This is a genomic window from Sphingomonas brevis (assembly GCF_023516505.1).
In the GTDB taxonomy this organism is placed as follows: domain Bacteria; phylum Pseudomonadota; class Alphaproteobacteria; order Sphingomonadales; family Sphingomonadaceae; genus Sphingomicrobium; species Sphingomicrobium breve.
Genome location: NZ_JAMGBB010000001.1, coordinates 2432917 through 2450412, shown reverse-complemented (window position 1 = coordinate 2450412; position 17496 = coordinate 2432917). Strand labels below are relative to the sequence as shown.

12 protein-coding genes are annotated in these 17496 nt (G+C 63.5%); 2 read left to right on the top strand and 10 right to left on the bottom strand.

Translation table 11 applies throughout. The features are described 5' to 3' along the window. The first annotated feature begins 70 nt into the window (after positions 1-70). Positions 71-1648: an AMP-binding protein gene (locus LZ518_RS12580; RefSeq protein ID WP_249916321.1), complete on the top strand. Its 1578-nt coding sequence runs from the start codon at positions 71-73 to the stop codon at positions 1646-1648. Positions 1649-1674: 26 nt separating this feature from the next. Here LZ518_RS12580 and LZ518_RS12575 read toward each other — a convergent pair whose 3' ends face one another. The 10 genes from LZ518_RS12575 to pyk all read right to left on the bottom strand — a co-directional run bounded on the left by LZ518_RS12575 (position 1675) and on the right by pyk (position 17142). Further along, positions 1675-3756: an acetyl-CoA carboxylase biotin carboxylase subunit gene (locus LZ518_RS12575; protein WP_249916320.1), complete on the bottom strand. Its 2082-nt coding sequence runs from the start codon at positions 3754-3756 to the stop codon at positions 1675-1677. A gap of 114 nt (positions 3757-3870) precedes the next feature. Then, positions 3871-6006 carry a methylmalonyl-CoA mutase gene (gene scpA / locus LZ518_RS12570; RefSeq protein ID WP_249916319.1) on the bottom strand — a complete coding sequence of 712 codons (2136 nt, stop codon included), beginning with the start codon at positions 6004-6006 and terminating at the stop codon, positions 3871-3873. A 40-nt stretch (positions 6007-6046) separates the two neighbouring features. Next, positions 6047-6508 carry an OsmC family protein gene (locus LZ518_RS12565; RefSeq protein WP_249916318.1) on the bottom strand — a complete coding sequence of 154 codons (462 nt, stop codon included), beginning with the start codon at positions 6506-6508 and terminating at the stop codon, positions 6047-6049. A 10-nt stretch (positions 6509-6518) separates the two neighbouring features. Continuing rightward, complete coding sequence (locus LZ518_RS12560; protein WP_249916317.1) at positions 6519-7289, bottom strand: alpha/beta hydrolase; 771 nt, start codon at positions 7287-7289, stop codon at positions 6519-6521. A 2-nt stretch (positions 7290-7291) separates the two neighbouring features. Then, positions 7292-7711, bottom strand: coding sequence for a methylmalonyl-CoA epimerase (mce, locus tag LZ518_RS12555; protein WP_249916316.1), 420 nt, complete (start codon positions 7709-7711; stop codon positions 7292-7294). 253 nt (positions 7712-7964) lie between these two features. Beyond that, on the bottom strand, positions 7965-9500 hold the full coding sequence (locus LZ518_RS12550; RefSeq protein ID WP_249916315.1) for an acyl-CoA carboxylase subunit beta: 1536 nt from the start codon (positions 9498-9500) through the stop codon (positions 7965-7967). A 299-nt stretch (positions 9501-9799) separates the two neighbouring features. Next, positions 9800-10846 carry a PrsW family intramembrane metalloprotease gene (locus tag LZ518_RS12545; RefSeq protein ID WP_249916314.1) on the bottom strand — a complete coding sequence of 349 codons (1047 nt, stop codon included), beginning with the start codon at positions 10844-10846 and terminating at the stop codon, positions 9800-9802. A 10-nt stretch (positions 10847-10856) separates the two neighbouring features. Continuing rightward, positions 10857-13958, bottom strand: coding sequence for a YncE family protein (locus LZ518_RS12540; protein WP_249916313.1), 3102 nt, complete (start codon positions 13956-13958; stop codon positions 10857-10859). A 31-nt stretch (positions 13959-13989) separates the two neighbouring features. Next, entirely contained in the window at positions 13990-15573 is a 1584-nt protein-coding gene (locus LZ518_RS12535) for a hypothetical protein (RefSeq protein ID WP_249916312.1), read from the bottom strand. 114 nt (positions 15574-15687) lie between these two features. After that, complete coding sequence (gene pyk, locus LZ518_RS12530; protein WP_249916311.1) at positions 15688-17142, bottom strand: pyruvate kinase; 1455 nt, start codon at positions 17140-17142, stop codon at positions 15688-15690. Between the two features lie 111 nt (positions 17143-17253). On the opposite strand from pyk, the gene LZ518_RS12525 reads away from it, so the two are divergent. Then, the gene (locus tag LZ518_RS12525; protein WP_249916310.1) at positions 17254-17496 is read left to right on the top strand and encodes a DUF2312 domain-containing protein; all 243 of its coding nucleotides are present in this window, start codon (positions 17254-17256) and stop codon (positions 17494-17496) included.

The window sequence follows — 17496 nt, the reverse complement described above, 5'->3', positions numbered from 1 at the left end:
CGCGAGGGGCGCAGCGACGCGGCGATCCAGTCTGGATTGCTTCGCTTCGCTCGCAATGACGAGCTAAGGAATGGCCGCTTACGACTCTTTCGTCCGCGACCGGCTGCCGCCGCCCGGCGAGCTGCCGGAATTCTTGCCTCTCGACTATCCTGAGCGCCTCAACGCGGCGGCCGAATTGCTTGGGGGCGGCAAGCCCGGCGACCTCGCCGTCGTCAATGCCCATGGCCGCTGGACTTATGGCGAGCTTGACGATTTCTCGGGCCGCATTGCCCGGCTGCTGGTCGAGCAGCAGGGACTGATACCGGGCAACCGCGTGCTGCTGCGCGGGCCCAACGGCTACACTTTGTTCGCCGCCTGGCTGGGCGTGCTCAAGGCCGGCGGCATTTGCGTGACGACCATGCCGTTGCTCCGCCCCGGCGAGATCGCCACGGTGATCGACACGGCCGAGATTGCCCATGCGATCGTCGACAGCCGCTTCATCGGCGATTTCCGCGCAGGCGCCGACCAGACGCGCTACATCAAGCATCTCGTCAAATATGATGGCGACTATGGCAAAGGCGAGCTGGAGACGCGCTGTGCGACCCTCGCCCCGCTTGCGCCGGTCGATACCGGCCGCGACGATCCGGCGATGGTCGCCTTCACCAGCGGCACCACCGGTATTCCCAAGGGCTGCATCCAGTTCCACCGCGACATTCTCGCGCCGTGCGACTGCTTCGCCGCGACCTATTTCCGAATGGGCGCGGGCGACATCGTCATGACCAGCGCGCCGATCGCCTTCACCTTCGGCCTGGGCGTGACGCTGCTGTTCCCGCTGCGTTTCGGCGCGGCCGCCGCAACCATCGAACAGCCTTCGGCGCCGGCCATGATGGAGGCGATGGTGACATTCGGCGTGACCCATCTCGCCACCGCACCGACGGCATATAAGGCGATGCTTTCGCAACCCGGCCTCGGGGAGGTGCTGAAGTCGCTGAAGTCCTGCCTTTCGGCCGGCGAGCATTTGCCCAAGGCGACGTGGGAAGCATGGAAGGAGCACACCGGTTTAAGCATTGTTGACGGCATCGGCTCGACCGAGATGATGCATATCTTCATTTCCGAAAGCGGCGACGCGATCCGCCCCGGCTCAACCGGCCGGGCCGTTCCCGGATATGAGGCGACGGTTCTGGACGACGATGGCAAGCCGCTGGCCGAGGGCGAGGGCCGGCTGGCGGTCAAAGGGCCGACCGGGTGCCGCTATCTCGATGACCGACGCCAGCTCCGCTATGTCGAACATGGCTGGAACCTCACCGGCGACACCTACCGCAAGGATGCCGAGGGCTATTTCTGGTATGTCGCGCGCAGCGACGACATGATCGTCTCGAGCGGCTACAATATCGGCGCGCCGGAAGTGGAGAATGCGCTGATCGGCCATCCCGCCGTCGCCGAATGCGCGGTGATCGGCGTGCCCTGCCCCGAGCGCGGGCAGAAGGTGAAGGCCTTCATCGTCGCGGCGGCCAATGTGACGCCGAACGAGGCCTTAATTTCAGAACTCAAGAATTTCGTCAAAGCAACGATTGCGCCATACAAATATCCGCGCGAAATCGAGTTCGTGGACGCGCTGCCCAAGACCGCGACGGGCAAATTGCGGCGGATGGAGTTGCGGAGCAGATAGTTCCCCGGCCTTCGCCGGGGAACAGCTCACTCAAACTCCACAATGACCTGATCGACCGCGAGACTGTCGCCCGCCTTGGCGGCAGTCGCCTTTACCGTCGCGCTTTTCTCGGCACGGAGGATATTCTCCATCTTCATCGCCTCGACCACCGCGACCGGCTGGCCCGCCTCGACCTTGTCGCCGGCCTGGACCTCCAGCCGGGTCAGCAGCCCCGGCATCGGCGCCAGCAGGAAGCGCGACATGTCGGGCGGCACCTTCTCGATCATGTGCCCGGCCAGCGCGGCGATATGCCTCGGGACGACCACCACGCGATGCGCCGCGCCGCGCGTTGTCAGGGTCCAGCCACGGCCCCGCTTCGCCACCTGGACGATGCGGCTGCGCCCGTCCAGGTCCGCCACCAGCAATTTGTCGCCGGGCTGCCAGTCGCCGACCACGTCGATCGCTTCGCCGCCGTCGACGATGGCGAGGTTGCCCCCGTCATAGGGAGCGATGGCGACGGTGAAATCCTGTTTGCCGATGCGGACGACCTGAACCGCCTCGGGGAACACCGGTTGGCCGAGCTGCCCGTCGATCAGCGCGGCGCGAGTTTCGTAGGTCAGCTCGACGATCGCGGCCAGGGCAGCCAAATCGCCCAAGAGCTGCTCGTCCGCCGGCGCGCCGTGGAATCCTTCCGGATATTCCTCGGCGATGAAGCCGGTCGTCAGATTCCCTGCCCGGAACCGGGGATGCTGGAGCAGCGCCGAGAGGAAATCGACATTGTCTGAAATCCCGTCGAGTTGGAAGGCGTCCAATGCCGCCACCGCCTCGTCGATCGCCGCTTCGCGGGTCGGCGCCCAGCTGATCAGCTTGGCGATCATCGGGTCGTAGAACATGCTGACTTCGCCGCCCTCATAGACGCCGTCGTCGACCCTTATGCGTGGCTCGTCATTGCGAGCGGAGCGAAGCAATCCAGACTTGCCGCTACTGGATTGCTTCGTCGCTTCGCTCCTCGCAATGACCGATGGTGACTGAGCTGGTGGCCTGTACGTCGTTAGCCGCCCCGTGCTCGGCAAGAACCCGCGATAGGGGTCCTCGGCATAGACGCGCGCCTCGATCGACCAGCCGTTGAGGGGCACATCTTCCTGGGCAAGCTTGAGCTTCTCGCCCGCGGCGACGCGGATCATCTGTTCGACCAGGTCGATGCCGGTGGTTTCCTCGGTCACCGGATGCTCGACCTGCAGCCGGGTGTTCATTTCAAGGAAGTAGAAGCTCTTTCCGCTCGGGTCGGCGCCGTTGACGATCAGTTCGACCGTGCCGGCGCTATGATATCCAACCGCCCGGGCCAGCGCGACGCACTGCTCGCCCATCGCCTTGCGCATCTCGGGCGTCACGAACGGCGACGGCGCCTCCTCGATGACCTTCTGGTTGCGCCGCTGGATCGAGCATTCGCGCTCGTTCAGGTAGAGGATGTTGCCATGCTTGTCGCCGAGCACCTGGATCTCGATGTGGCGCGGATCCTCGATGAATTTCTCGATGAACACCCGGTCGTCGCCGAACGAGTTTAGGCCCTCGCGCTTGGTCGCCTCAAACCCTTCGCGGACGTCCTTCTCATTGTAGGCGAGCCGCATACCCTTGCCGCCGCCCCCGGCCGAAGCCTTCATCATCACCGGGAAGCCGATGTCCTTGGCGATCTTCACGGCCTCCTCGGTCGTGGCGATGTCGCCGAGATAACCGGGGACGACATTGACCCCAGCCTTGGACGCCAGCTTCTTGGATTCGATCTTGTCGCCCATCGCGGCGATGGCTTTTTCCGGCGGGCCGATGAAGGCGATGCCGGCCTTGTCGAGCGCCTTGGCGAAACTTGTCCGCTCCGAGAGGAAACCATAGCCCGGATGAACCGCTTCGGCCTTGGTCGCTTTGCAGGCATCGATGATCAGCTCGGCCTTAAGGTAGGATTCCGCGGCAGGCGCCGGGCCGAGCCGTACACTCTCGTCGGCCATCCGGACATGGGGCGCGCGGGCGTCGGCGTCGGAATAGACCGCGACCGTCTTGATCCCCATCCGCTTCGCGGTGCGGATCACGCGGCAGGCAATTTCGCCGCGATTGGCGATCAGGATTTTCTTGAACATGTCGGCTCCCACAAGCCGTCACCCCGGACTTGATCCGGGGTCCGCCTGTTTTGTCTTTGAAGGCTTAAGAACAAGGCAGATGCCGGATCAAGTCCGGCATGACGAAAGCGCGACTCACTCCGCCGCTTCCTCGACCGGCGGTTTGTTGTGGCCGAGCAGGCGCAGCACCTCGTCCGCCGCATCGGCCAGGTTGGTGCCCGGCCCGAAGATCGCCTGCACGCCCGCCTCGCGCAGCATGGCATAATCCTGCGGCGGGATGACGCCGCCCGCGACCACCTTGATGTCCGCCCGGCCTGCTTCCTTCAGTGCCGCGATCAACTCCGGAATCAACGTCTTGTGGCCCGCCGCCAGGGACGAAGCGCCGACCACATCGACGTCGCTCTCGACCGCAAGCTCGGCGGCTTCGCGCGGGGTCTGGAACAAGGGCCCGGCGATCACCTCGAAGCCCAAATCGCCGAATGCCGAGCTGACCAGATTGGCGCCCCGGTCATGGCCGTCCTGGCCCATTTTGGCGACCAGGATGCGGGGCTTGCGGCCCATTCGCTCGGCGACCGATTTCGTGCCCGCGACTGCCTCGCGCCAGCGGCCGTCGTTGCGCTTCCCATAGATGCCACTCACCGGCTCAGGCTTGGTATGGTAGCGCCCGAACGCCCGCTCCAGCGCGTCCGAAATCTCGCCCAGCGAGCAACGCACCCGCGCGCAATCGACAGCGAGAGCGAGGAGGTTTCCGTCGCCCCGTGCGCCCGTCTCCAGCATATCCAGTGCCGCTCGCGCCTTGGCCTCGTCGCGGCCCTTGCGCATCTTCTCCAGCCGCGCGATTTGCCCAGCGCGGACCTTGGCATTGTCGACCTCGAGAATGTCGATTTCCGGCTCGCTCTCCAGCCGGTAGCGGTTGACGCCGACGATCACCGTCTCGCCGGTGTCGACCTTGGCCGCGCGTTCGGCGGCGGCTTCCTCGATCCGCATCTTGGGCAGCCCCTCGGCGACCGCCTTGGTCATGCCGCCGTGCTGCTCGACCTCCTCGATCAGCGCCCAGGCGCGTTCTTCCAGCTCGCGGGTCAGCGCCTCGACATAATAGGAGCCGCCGAGCGGATCGGCGACCGCGGTCACGCCGCTCTCCTCGGCCAGGATCAGCTGGGTGTTGCGCGCGATCCGGGCCGAGAAATCGGTCGGCAGCGCGATCGCCTCGTCGAAGCTGTTGGTGTGCAGCGACTGGGTACCGCCCAGAACCGCCGCCAGCGCTTCGATCGTGGTGCGTATGACATTATTGTAGGGGTCTTGCTCGGTCAGCGATACGCCGCTGGTCTGGCAGTGGGTGCGGAGCAGTTTCGACTTCTCCGTTTTGGCGCCAAGGTCGGTCATGATCCGTGCCCACAGCGTCCGCGCCGCACGCAGCTTGGCGACCTCCATGAACAGGTTCATGCCGATGCCGAAGAAGAAGCTCAGGCGCGGCGCGAAATCGTCGACGTCCAGCCCGTCAGCCTTCGCGACCCGCACATATTCCATGCCGTCGGCGAGCGTGTAGGCCAGCTCCTGCACGGCGGTCGCCCCGGCCTCGTGCATATGATAGCCGCTGATCGAGATGCTGTTGAACTTGGGCATCTCCTCCGCGCAGTAAGCGATGATGTCGCTGACGATCCGCATCGAAGGCTCGGGCGGGTAGATATAGGTGTTGCGGACCGCGAACTCTTTCAAAATGTCGTTCTGGATGGTCCCGGTCAGCGCCGCCCTTGCGACGCCCTGCTCCTCGCCCGCGACGATGTAGAAGGCCATCACCGGAAGCACGGCGCCGTTCATCGTCATGCTGACCGACATTTCGCCGAGCGGAATGCCGTCGAACAGCAGCTTCATGTCCTCGACGCTGTCGATCGCCACGCCGGCCTTGCCGACGTCGCCGGCGACGCGCGGATGATCGCTGTCATAGCCCCGGTGAGTAGCCAGATCGAAGGCGACGGAGAGCCCCTTCTGCCCCGCCTTCAAATTGCGTCGATAGAAAGCGTTGGATTCCTCGGCGGTGGAGAATCCGGCATATTGGCGGATGGTCCAGGGTCGGCCTGCATACATGGTCGCATAAGGGCCGCGCGTATAGGGCGACAGGCCTGGCAGGCCGCTGTCGATCGCCGCCGCGTCGTCCGGTCCGTAGACGTTCTTGAGGCGGATGTGCTCGGGCGTGTCGCGCGACAAATCGCGGCCCTTGCTCTCCTTGTCGGCCAAGGCTTTCCAGTCGTCGATATCCGGCTTCTTGCTCATTGGTTTCGCCCTAGCGCCGAGCGGAGGCAAAGCCAAACCTTCAACGCGGCTCGATCACGACTTCCGATGTAATCGAATTGGCGATGAAGCAGGCCTCATGCGCCTTGTGGTGGAGGTCTTCGAGCATCTCTTCGGTGGGCGCTACATCGCCGTAAGCGATCCTTGGACGAAGCGTGATGCGGGTGATGCGGGTCTTGCCGTCGCTGCCTTGGCTCATCTCGCCTTCGGCCTCGTCGTCATAGCTGGTGACGATCACCCCCGCCCGCCGCGCGAAATCGAGGAAGAACAGCATGTGGCAGCTGGAAACGCTGGCGACAAAACCTTCCTCCGGATCGACCGCATCGGGATTGGCCCAGGGCATCGGCACGATGTGCGGACTGGCCGATGCGGCGACATTGGCCAGCCCGTCGAAGTTCCAGCTGTGCGCGCGGCTGTACTGGCCCTTGGCGAAGTCCTCGCCGGGCGAGGAAAACCAGCGGATCGTGGCATAATGCTTGGCCATTGTTCCTCCCTTATTCCTCCGCGGTGCCGCGCTGAAGCGCATAGTCGACCCCTTCGGCAAGGACCGAAGGAACGACGGCGTGCCCTCCCTCGAACGACCGGAAGCGAAGGTCGAATCCGGCGCGTTTGAGCGGCGCCACAATATCGTTCCGGGTGCGCTCGAACGGCAATACCCGATCGGCCGGCGAATGGGCGATGAACAGGCGCTGCTTCGATCCGGTTGGGGATGGCTCGACGTAGAGGCCGGGGGCAATGGCGACAATGCCGCGAAATATCGATCGGTTGGCGAGGCCAAGGCTTAGCGCAAAGCTGGCGCCGTCGGAGAAACCGACCAGCAGCACCGACCGCGCGTCGGCATCACTTGCCCCTAGCGCTGTCGACAGTGCCGCCTCGATCCGGTCGGTATCGGCTCCGAACAGTCGATACACATCGCTTACGCCATCCAGCGAGGCCCGCCTCACCATCCTGACCGTATCCCATGTCGGCCCTTTCGATTGGACCGACAGCAGCAGGCATCCGCAACGGTCGGCCTCGGCACGGGCGCCTTCGATGAAGCCGCTCGCCGACATGCCCGCCCCATGCAACAGCAGGAGAAGGGGCCGGCGCCCGCCTGGGCCGCCCGCAGGGCGATAGAAATAGGCGCCCTCGCCTATCGTCTGGACGCCGGCTTTGTCGGCGGGCGCAACGGCGGTCGCGGTCAGCGACAGCTTGGGCGAGCGGGCGGTTCCGGCCGCGGGCCAGGCCGCCAGGACCAGCAAGGCGATCGGCCAGCGGGCCTTCATCTTCAATGCGCCTGCTTCGGGCTTTCCATAATCTCCGTCAGCACTCCGCCCATATCCTTGGGATGGAGGAAGAAGATCGGCGTGCCATGCGCCCCGATCCGCGTCGGCCCAAGGATCCGCACGCCCTTGCCGTCATAGAAGGTCCGCGCTGCTTCAATGTCCGGCACCTCGAAGCAAAGATGATGCTGGCCACCCTCGGGATTGCGCTCGAGGAACTTCAGGATCGGCGAGTCCGCGCCCAGCGGCTCGATCAGCTCGATCTGGCTGTTGGGCGTTTCGACGAAGCACACCCGGACGCCCTGGGCCGGCAGGTCGAACGGATCACGCACAACCTCGGCGCCCATATGGTCGCGATACATGGCAACAGATTTTTCGATCGACGGGGTGGCCACGCCGACATGGTTCAATCGTCCGAGTTTCATAGGTCTGTGCTTCTCAAGAGGCCGACGATCATCAGCGAGCAAAAGGCAGAAAACAGCACTGCAACGAGTCCGGCAAGAGAGCCAACGAAAATGAAAAGGCGGCGTCGCGCCAGTTGCCGATGATGCCCGATTCGGCCGCTATCACTTGTGACCCCGCCTTGTTGAACCGCCCGCCAAGCCGACCAAAAGCACCATCCGCCGGCTACACCTGATCCCAATGCCAGGGCTCCCAGAATGATAAAGGCGCTATCCATTACAGCGGAATATTGTCGTGCTTCTTCCACGGATTTTCCAGCTGCTTGTCGCGCCGCTTGCGCAAGCCCAGCGCGATCCGCCGCCGCGTGGAATGAGGCATGATCACTTCGTCGATGAAGCCCTTCGACGCCGCGACGAACGGGTTGGCGAAGCGCTCTTCATATTCGCGGGTGCGTGTCGCGATCTTGGCGGGATCGCCCTTTTCCTCGCGGAAGATGATCTCGACCGCGCCCTTGGCGCCCATCACCGCAATCTCGGCGGTCGGCCAGGCGTAATTCAAGTCGCCGCGCAGATGCTTCGACGCCATGACGTCGTAGGCCCCGCCATAAGCCTTGCGCGTGATTACGGTGATTTTCGGCACCGTCGCCTCGGCATAGGCGAACAGCAGCTTGGCGCCATGCTTGATGATGCCGTGATGTTCCTGGCCCACCCCTGGCAGGAAACCCGGCACGTCGACGAAGGTGACGATCGGAATATCGAACGCGTCGCAGAAACGAACGAACCGCGCGCCCTTTTTCGATGAGTTGATGTCGAGCACACCGGCCAGCACCATCGGCTGGTTGGCGACCACGCCGACCGTCTTTCCCTCGATGCGGCAGAAACCGACGATGATATTTGCGGCATGGGCCGGCTGGATCTCGAAGAAGTCGCCTTCGTCGGCGACCTTCCGGATCAGCTCATGCATGTCATAAGGCTGGTTGGCCGATGGCGGGATCAGGCTGTCGAGGCTGTCCTCGATCCGGTCCCAGGGGTCGAAGCAGGGCCGCTCGGGAATGTCGTGGCGATTGGAAAGCGGCAGGAAGCCGAAGAAATCACGGGTGGCGAGAAGTGCGTCGATGTCGTTTTCGAACGCGACGTCGGCCACTCCCGATTTGGTGGTGTGCGTGATCGCCCCGCCCAGCTCCTCTTGCGTCACAATCTCATTGGTGACGGTCTTCACCACCTCCGGGCCGGTGACGAACATGTAGCTCGAATCCTTCACCATGAAGATGAAGTCGGTCATCGCCGGCGAATAGACCGCCCCACCCGCGCAAGGCCCCATGATCACGCTGATCTGCGGGACGACGCCGGATGCGAGCACGTTACGCTGGAACACCTCGGCATAGCCGCCGAGGCTCGCGACGCCCTCCTGGATGCGCGCGCCGCCTGAATCGTTGAGGCCGATCACCGGAGCCCCGACCTTCATTGCCGCGTCCATCACCTTGCAGATTTTTTGCGCGTGGCGTTCTGACAGGGAGCCGCCGAACACGGTGAAGTCCTGGGCGAACACATAAACCAGCCGGCCGTTGATCGTGCCCGATCCGGTGACGACGCCATCGCCCGGGATCTTCTGCGTCTCCATGCCGAAGTCGACGCAATTATGCTCGACATATGTATCGACTTCTTCGAACGAGCCTGGGTCGAGCAGCACAGTAAGCCGCTCGCGCGCGGTCAGCCGCCCCTTGGCATGTTGCGCCTCGATGCGCTTTTCGCCGCCGCCCAGCCGCGCCTCGGCGCGCTTGGCCTCAAGCTGTTCGATGGTGGTCGCCGACATAGCCTCTCCTCGATGTGCGGGTGGCACGACTGAGGCACCGAGCACAAGGGAGCATTTGCCTTAGACAAATGGGAGCTTGTGTCGAAGAGATGCTGAAGTTCGGACGGCCTGCGGCGAAGCCGACAGGACCGACGGCGCGGATTCACTCCGCGCCGAAATACTGCCGTTTCAACAGGGCCGTCACGCGAGTGAATCGCGTGACGTCGATCGGGTTCGGTTTCACCGACCCGTCGGCCGGCCCGCGCCGTCTCTTGACGTAACGACGCTCGCTTCGCTCCGCTTTCGTTACGCTCGGCGGCTTAGTCGCGGTCGAGCAGCTCCTTGAGCTCGCTCAATTCCCATTCGTCGTTGCGGCTGAACGGCAGCCGGCGGCTGAGTGCAGCATAGCCAATGCGTCCAATCCGATTCTTGATCTCTTCCAGCCTGGCGAAGGCGGCGCGAACCCGTGTGGCCTGGTCCTCCTCAAGCTTCCGATCCCGATCGAGCAATTCCTCTTCGGCGGCCAGCACCAGCTCGGCCTTGACGATGCAATAGTCGCGAACCAGCGCGGCCTGGTCCGGCTTAAGCTGCGCCGAAAGCGCGGCGATCCTTTGCCCGCTGTCATCGCTTGGGAAGGCACCCGACTGCCATTCCTCCAGCCAGCGGCGATGCGTCTCGCGATCCTCGATCAGCCATTTGTGTGTTTCGCTTTCGCCGAACCTCATCACGCCGATCAGCAGGACCGGGGCGGCGATCAGCGTGACAATCATATCTTCCATCGGATGGTTGGGGAATTGATTGAAAGCCAAATGGATCAGGCTCGCCAGCAAATAGCCGGGCAGCAGCCAAACAGGGTTGAACATCCTGCCGCCCTGTTGCCGCAGCGATCGCTGGCCCAATCCATGCGCGGCCACGGCGAGCACTGCGGTGGTCGTCCCGTGCATCACGGCGGTGCCCAGTCCCCGAACCAGCCAAACCGAGGTCGTCAGCTCGGGGAAGCGGGCAAGGTAGAAAATATTCTCGATGACCGAGAAGCCGGCGCCGATCGCAAACCCGGAAATGACCGCATCCAGCTTGTAGCCGATCCGGTTGCTGAGGATCAGAACCGCCAGCGCGCAGCCCTTAAGCGCTTCCTCGATGAACGGGGCGACGATCCGGCTGTAAAAGCTGTAGCCGATGGGCAGCGTGTCGAGCATGCGGCCGCTGATCGGCCAGGCGACCAGTCCAGCCACGCAGCCGAGCAGCAGGCAGCCGATCATCTCCCACGGCGACATCAGCTTGAACACGTCGAGCCAGGCGAACAGCACCGCCATCAGCAGCACTGGGGTAAGGGCCACGACCCAATCGATCAGTTCAAATGACGCCACGGATGCGACCTTACATGATTTTCAGTGATGCAAGCCACTCCGTTCGCCCGTCGATGTCCTTGTCGCCGACACCGTGGGCGACGCCAAACGAAAAAACCATCGGCAGCCGCATCGCGACGGTGAAGGCAAGGTCGACCTGCGCGCCGAAATCGTGGAGCCGATAGCTCCGGCCTTCAGGCGACTTGAGCAGCATGGTTCCACCGAACAGTGCCGGACGCGCATAGCTCATGTAAAAGATCGGTGCGCCCAGCTCGGCAAACCTTATGGGCGGCAAATTCACTTCGCCTGTCAGCTTGGCGAATTGCCGAGCGGAGATCTGGTCGATTTCGAAGCCGGGGAAGCTTTCCAGCTCGCGGTAGCGTTTCTCCGGCCGGTTATCGACATAGTTGTTGCGGTAGCTGCCAAAGTAAAATGCGCCCAAGGGATTGTCCGATTTGCCACCCACCAGACCGCCCTGGGCGTAAATCCAGGCCGATGTATTGGCCAGCGGCAGCGGTAGGCCGTAATCGACGCCGCCCCAGATGTGTGGGTAATAATCGCCGTCTGCTGCGTCGGCCCCGCCGACCAGCTGCCATGCAACGCCTTTCTCATGATCGACGCCGCCCAGCGACTTGCGGGTATTGGTGTAACGAACGCCCGCTTCCGCCGAGAATATGTTCTTGGGGCTGGGGATGTTTTGCGCCGAAGGCAGTTGCTCCAGGCCGAAATAGGCGGCGGCGCTGCCGAACAGGTCGAGCTGGCGCGGCGGATCGTAAATCTTGGTCTTGTTGTAGCTGACGATAACCGCATCGCCCTTGCGGCTGCGCAGCACCGGACCGGCCAGGTCGTAAATGTCGGCATCGTCGTGCCAGTAGCGCAGCTTCCAGTTGAGCGTGCGATATTCGATGTCGGCGTGGAACCACTCCTTGTCCGGAATGCCGTCCCACGGCGACACGCTGAAGCTGGCGCTCAGCTGGTGGAACTGCATCGGGTCTTCAAAGTGCAGGTAGTAACCAGCGGCCGGCTTCTGCTTATAGCCTTCGACGATCGGGTAGGCGGAGGCCAGCTTCATCCGCTTGGTCGCATTATATTTGCCACGCTCGGTGACCAGCGGATCAAGATCGACTTTGGCGGGCGATCCGACGCCCCATTGCTTGAGTTCCGGGTGGGTATTGACGACCTTGGTGCCGAGGAACTCGACCGTGCCGAGATCGTCGCGCTTTTCCGGGCGAATGATCGAGGGGTTCAGCCCCTCCCCGGTATATTCGTAGACCAGCAGCTGCCCGTCCGGCCGCAGCATCGGCCGGAAGAAGCCGGTCGAGGCATTGCTAAGGACCTCATATTGCTTGGTCGACAGGTCGAAGCGGAAGACATTGGAAACGCCGGTATAATAGCTGGTGCCGTAAAGCGACTTGCCGTCGGGCGCGAAGGTGAAGCCTTCCGGCGTCGATGGCGGCAGGTCGAGCCGAGCCACTTCGTCCAGCATCCCCGATTGCTCGAGCGCCGAGCTTTTCCAAACCCGGACCGACTGAGTGCCGTTGATCTCCCCATAGCTGGCCGAAACCAGCGATCCGTCGGGCGAGAAATCGAGATCGAACGGCGTGATCCCATAGTCGAAGGTAAAGACCTGGTTGAACGAGGTGTAGGGCGGCGGCAGGCGGACGATGGTCGCGTAGCCGTTCTGGTGGCGAATGCCCCACAGGGATTTGTCGCGCGGGTTGATGGCGAAATCGCCGATCCGCGCGTCTTTCACCAGCGTGCGCTTCTGGCCGGTGTCGACGTCGATCTCGATGATGTCGCGAAACGCGTAATTATCCTCGGTGTAATAGGCTTTGCGGCTGTCCGGATCATAGGCCAGGCTGGTAACTCGATAGAGCATCATGCCCTTTATCTCGGCCAGCTTGCGCAGCTTGCCCGTGGCCAGGTCCATCGTGCCGACAAAGCCGATCTCGCCGGGATAGCGGAAGGCAGCCACCAGCTGGTTGTTGCGCTCGTCGACGAAGCCGCGTGAGATCGAGCCCAGGCCCATCGGACTGAGGTGCCGCACCTCGGTCAGCGGATAGGCCGACAGCTTCGCCAGATTCTCTTGCTGGAACTGCCGTTCCCACTTGTGCCAGTCGGCCCATGCATCATCGAGCTTCTTGCCGAATACGCGCTTGAACTGGCTGGCATAGAAACCGGCGCTGCCCTCGTCCCGCCGCAGCCACTGGACGACCTTGTCGGGCCCGTAGGTCAGCGCCAGCCAGGAGAAAAAGCGTGTGCCGTAGAGATAGTCGTTGACCCCGACCTGGAAATCGATCGCGGTGCCCTCGCTCTCCAAGCCGAGCGGTGAATAAAGCTTGTCCTTGTCCCGAACCTTGGCGCGGAACACCATCTCGTCAAAGGCTCCCTGGCCGCGGCCGAGCCCGCCCGCCATCCAGGTTTCGAAGAACACCGCCGATCCCTCGAGATACCAGCGCGGGACATTATTCCGGGGCGTCGCCAGATAGTTGTAGAGGATCGATTCCGGATGCTCCTGGATCGGCATCGGCTTGCCTGCCAGGAACCGCCGCCAAAAGGCGTCGTGCTTGTTCCAGACATCCATCGTCGCGACGTGCGCCAGCTCATGGTTGATTAGCGTGAAGAACCGTTCGCCCGGAGTGAAGGTCTCCATCGTCTGCGATAGCGGCGCGACGTCGAGCAGCACGGCATTGTTGGGCGACGAGCGCGCGGCCGCATTGCCATAATCGCCGAAGTCCTTGAGCAGGACCGTGGTCCGGTCCCACGGCTTCCAGTCGAACCGCTGCTTGTGCCAGGCGATGGCATTTTCGAACGCCCGGCCCAGGTAGGGCGTCAGATATGTCTGGACCGGGTCGAAATAGAGCAGCGAAAAATTGTCGGTTTCGAGCGTCGACAGATCCAGCCCGCCGGCACTCGGTGGGACATGCTCCGGCTCCTTCGGAGCGGGTTCGGGCTTCGGCTGGTCGGGCGGAGTTTCCGGTTGGGCGACGGGCTCGGCGACCGTGGTGGTCGCCGGCTGGGGAGGGGGCGGATCGGTCCGTTCTTGCGCGACGGCGCCGGCCGCCGCGCTGACCAGCAACGCAGCCGCGCCTCCCCTGACTAGCTGGCGGCTACGCCACTTCGCCCCGCTCATCGCCCCCCTTCCGGCCTTTCGGCCGCCGCTACTATCTCGCCTGCGCGGTAAAAGCCCCACTCTGCTGTAGTGCGGCAGCAAATGACGGGTTCAACGCCAGGGAGTTAAACGCCGGCTGCCGTCCAAGCGCCGTGAATGCGTCAGCATTCTTGGCGAAAGCGGCCAGCGCATTCGGCTGCTTGGCCAATTGCGCGAAGGCATTTGGATTGGACGTCATCGCGGCGAAGGCCTGCGCATTTGAAGTCAGCGATGCCATCATTTGCGCATCCACCCGTCCCTGCGACGCCATCTTGGCGGCATTCGCCTGGGACAGGAAGGCATTGGCGCTCTGCGCCGCCGCGGCAAGGCCCTTGGCGTCGCGGGACGCCGCCTGGAACGAGCGCGCATTGGCCGCCATGCTGTTCAGCGCAGCGGTATTGGTCGCCGCAGCCAGCAATTGCGGATTGGTCGCCAGCGCATTGAACGCCACCTGGTTCTGGGCGATCGCGTTGAACACCTGCGAATTGGCCGTCAGATTGGCCATCGCGTTGGAGTCAGCCGCGAGCTTGGCGAACGCCGCCGCATCCCTCGACATGGCCGTGTTCGCCTGGGCATTGGCCGCCGCATCCTTGAATGCCTGCGCATCCTTGGAGAATTGAGCATAGGCCCGGGCATTGGCGGCCATATTGGCTAGCGCCTGCGGGTGATTCGCCAGCGAGGCAAACACCTGCGGATATTGCGCCATGACGCTGAACAGTTGCGGCTGCAGCGCCAGCTGGCTGAATGCCTGGCCATTTTGCGCCAGCGCGGTAGCTGCCTTGGCATCAAACGCCTGCGACAGGTGCCCGTTGGCCGCGAAAGAGGCCGCCTGCGCCGCCGCCGACTGCAATGACGCCTGGTTTTGCGCGAGCGACTGCAATGCGGCGCTATTCTGGGCGATGGCATTGAACACCTGCCCGTTGGCCGTGATCGCGTTCAAGTCCCGCGAGTTGGCGGCAAGCTTGGCGAATGCATTGGCCTCGCGGCCCATCGCCGGCATTGCCTGAGGATTCTTGACCGCTGCCGCAAAGGCTTGCGGATCCTTCGAGAATTGGGCGAAGGCTTGCGGTTCGCGCGCCATGGCCAGCACCGCCGCCGGGTAGCGCCCCAGCGCTTCGAAGGCGGCCGGATTGGCGGCCATTGCCGAGAATAGCTGGGCCGATTGGGCATTGGTTTCACGCCCGGCGGCAGCAACTGCCTGAGCCTGCGCAGCCATTTTGGCAAAGGCATTCGGATCCTTCGCCAGGCCTTCGAATGCCTGGGCATTAGCTGCCAGCGACGCAAGTGCCGCCGGATTCTGCGCCAGGACGGCAAAGGCCGGATCGCGAGCGAGCGCCTGGAAGTTCTTGTCCTTGGTCATCAGCTCGAAGACGTCAGTCTGCATCAGCTTGGCGACCGATGTATCGCCTAGCGTTACGTCGCCCTCGCCGACCTGGGGCGACACATAGCGCCCGGCTGGAGCAATTGTCCCTTCCACCGGTCCGAGCGGCGGATAGACCCGGCCAAGCCCGTAGGCGGCAACGGCAACAGCCACGACAGCTGCGCCGGTGATAAGATATTTGCGGTTACTGGTATGGGTCGACTCGATAACGGTCACGTTGCACCCCCTCGCTTTGTCACCAATCGTACATCATTAACTTTTGGTTAACTAATGTCAACAAATGGAAGGCTAAAGCGTTCCAAAATTGCCGATTAGTCGAGGGCGCCGGCGTCAGGCCTCGTTGGCGTAGCTGTCCAGTTCGTCTCCGACGAGCTTCACCACATGGATAACGTTGGTCGTTCCGGACGTCCGGAACGGGACGCCGGCCATGATCAATATGCGGTCGCCGCCTTCCGCAAAATGATGGCGAAGGACCATTCGCTTGGCCTTGCCGACCATCTCCTCGAAGCTGGAGACGTCACGCGTATGTACCGCATGGACACCCCACTGCAGTCCAAGCCGGCGCGCAACCTTCATGCTCACGGTCATTGCCAGGGTCGGCACCTGGGCTCGCTCGCGGGCGATCCGCCGGGCGGTCGATCCGGACGCGGTGTAACAGGCCATCGCCCGTGCCCCGATGATCTTGACGATCTGCGCCGCGCTTTCCGATAGCGCGTCGGCGGTGGTGGCCTCGGCGGGCGTCTCGGTAAAGTGAATCCGTGCCGAATAGACCGGGTCGGCTTCGACGCTGCGGCCAATCTTGTCCATCATCGCCACCGCCTCGACCGGAAAGGCACCCGCGGCGCTTTCAGCCGAAAGCATTATTGCGTCGGCGCCTTCATAAATGGCGTTGGCGACGTCGCTGACCTCGGCGCGGGTCGGGGTCGGTGCGACGATCATCGACTCCAGCATCTGCGTTGCCACCACCACCGGCTTGCCGGCCTGCCGGGCGGCTGCGACGATTTTGTTCTGCAGCGGCGGCACCCCTTCCGGCGGCAGCTCGACGCCAAGGTCGCCTCGGGCGACCATCACCGCATCGGCAAGCTCGAGGATTTCGCCCAGCCGCTCGATCGCTTGCGGCTTTTCGATCTTGGCGAGGAGCGCGGCCCGGTCTTCGACCAGCGTCCGGGCTTCGGCCACATCCTCTGGCCGCTGGACGAACGAAAGCGCGATATAGTCGGCGCCCTGCTCCAGCGCGAACGCTAGATCCTTGCGGTCCTTGTCGGTCAGGGCCGGGATCGGGATCAGCGCGCCGGGAACATTGACGCCCTTGTTGTTGCTGACCTTGCCGCCGACTTCGACCACAGTCGCGATCTTGTCCTTCTCGACCGCCGCGACCCGGAGCCGGATCTTGCCGTCGTCGATCAGCAGGTGGGAGTCTTTCGACAGAGCTTCGAACAGCTCTGGATGCGGCAGTTCGACACGGGCCGCATCGCCCGGCTCGTGCAGGCGGTCGAGCACGAACATATGGCCTTCGGTGAGCTGGGCAGACCCGCCCTTGAACTTGCCTACCCTGAGCTTGGGGCCCTGCAGGTCGAACACGATCGTCATCGGACGGTGAAGTGTCTTCTCCAGCGCCCGGATCGCCTCGACCAGCTTGGCTTTCTCCGCCTGGCTGCCGTGGCTCATGTTGATCCGGAAGGCGTCCGCGCCCGCCTCGACCAGCGCGCGAATCATTTCCGGGCTCGACGAGGCCGGACCCAGCGTTGCCAGGATTTTCACTTTCCGCTCACGGGGTTTCAGCATTGGCTTGCCATAGCGGCTGTTGCTCCCTGTTCAACCGGCTTGAGGCCGACCGGCCGGTCGCCTACTGAGCCGGCTCAATTGCAGTTTCATGAGATTCGAAGAGGGCACCCCATGAGTGAAGGCGTTGTCGCGGCAGACCAGCTGCGGCTGTTCATCGAGCGTATCGAGCGACTTGAAGAAGAGAAGAAGGGCATCGCCGACGACGTCAAGGACGTCTACGCCGAAGCCAAGGCCAATGGCTATGACACGAAGACGATGCGCAAGGTCGTCGCCTTGCGCCGCATGGAGACCCATGTCCGGCAGGAAGCCGACGCGCTGCTCGAAACCTATCGCTCGGCGCTCGGCCTAGGCTAA

Coding starts and splice junctions, on each gene's coding strand:
- LZ518_RS12575 (WP_249916320.1), bottom strand. CDS start 3,756: ATGTTCAAGAAAATCCTGATCGCCAATCGCGGCGAAATTGCCTGCCGC.
- LZ518_RS12565 (WP_249916318.1), bottom strand. CDS start 6,508: ATGGCCAAGCATTATGCCACGATCCGCTGGTTTTCCTCGCCCGGCGAG.
- LZ518_RS12525 (WP_249916310.1), top strand. CDS start 17,254: ATGAGTGAAGGCGTTGTCGCGGCAGACCAGCTGCGGCTGTTCATCGAG.
- LZ518_RS12580 (WP_249916321.1), top strand. CDS start 71: ATGGCCGCTTACGACTCTTTCGTCCGCGACCGGCTGCCGCCGCCCGGC.
- scpA (WP_249916319.1), bottom strand. CDS start 6,006: ATGAGCAAGAAGCCGGATATCGACGACTGGAAAGCCTTGGCCGACAAG.
- pyk (WP_249916311.1), bottom strand. CDS start 17,142: ATGCTGAAACCCCGTGAGCGGAAAGTGAAAATCCTGGCAACGCTGGGT.
- LZ518_RS12540 (WP_249916313.1), bottom strand. CDS start 13,958: ATGAGCGGGGCGAAGTGGCGTAGCCGCCAGCTAGTCAGGGGAGGCGCG.
- LZ518_RS12560 (WP_249916317.1), bottom strand. CDS start 7,289: ATGAAGGCCCGCTGGCCGATCGCCTTGCTGGTCCTGGCGGCCTGGCCC.
- mce (WP_249916316.1), bottom strand. CDS start 7,711: ATGAAACTCGGACGATTGAACCATGTCGGCGTGGCCACCCCGTCGATC.
- LZ518_RS12550 (WP_249916315.1), bottom strand. CDS start 9,500: ATGTCGGCGACCACCATCGAACAGCTTGAGGCCAAGCGCGCCGAGGCG.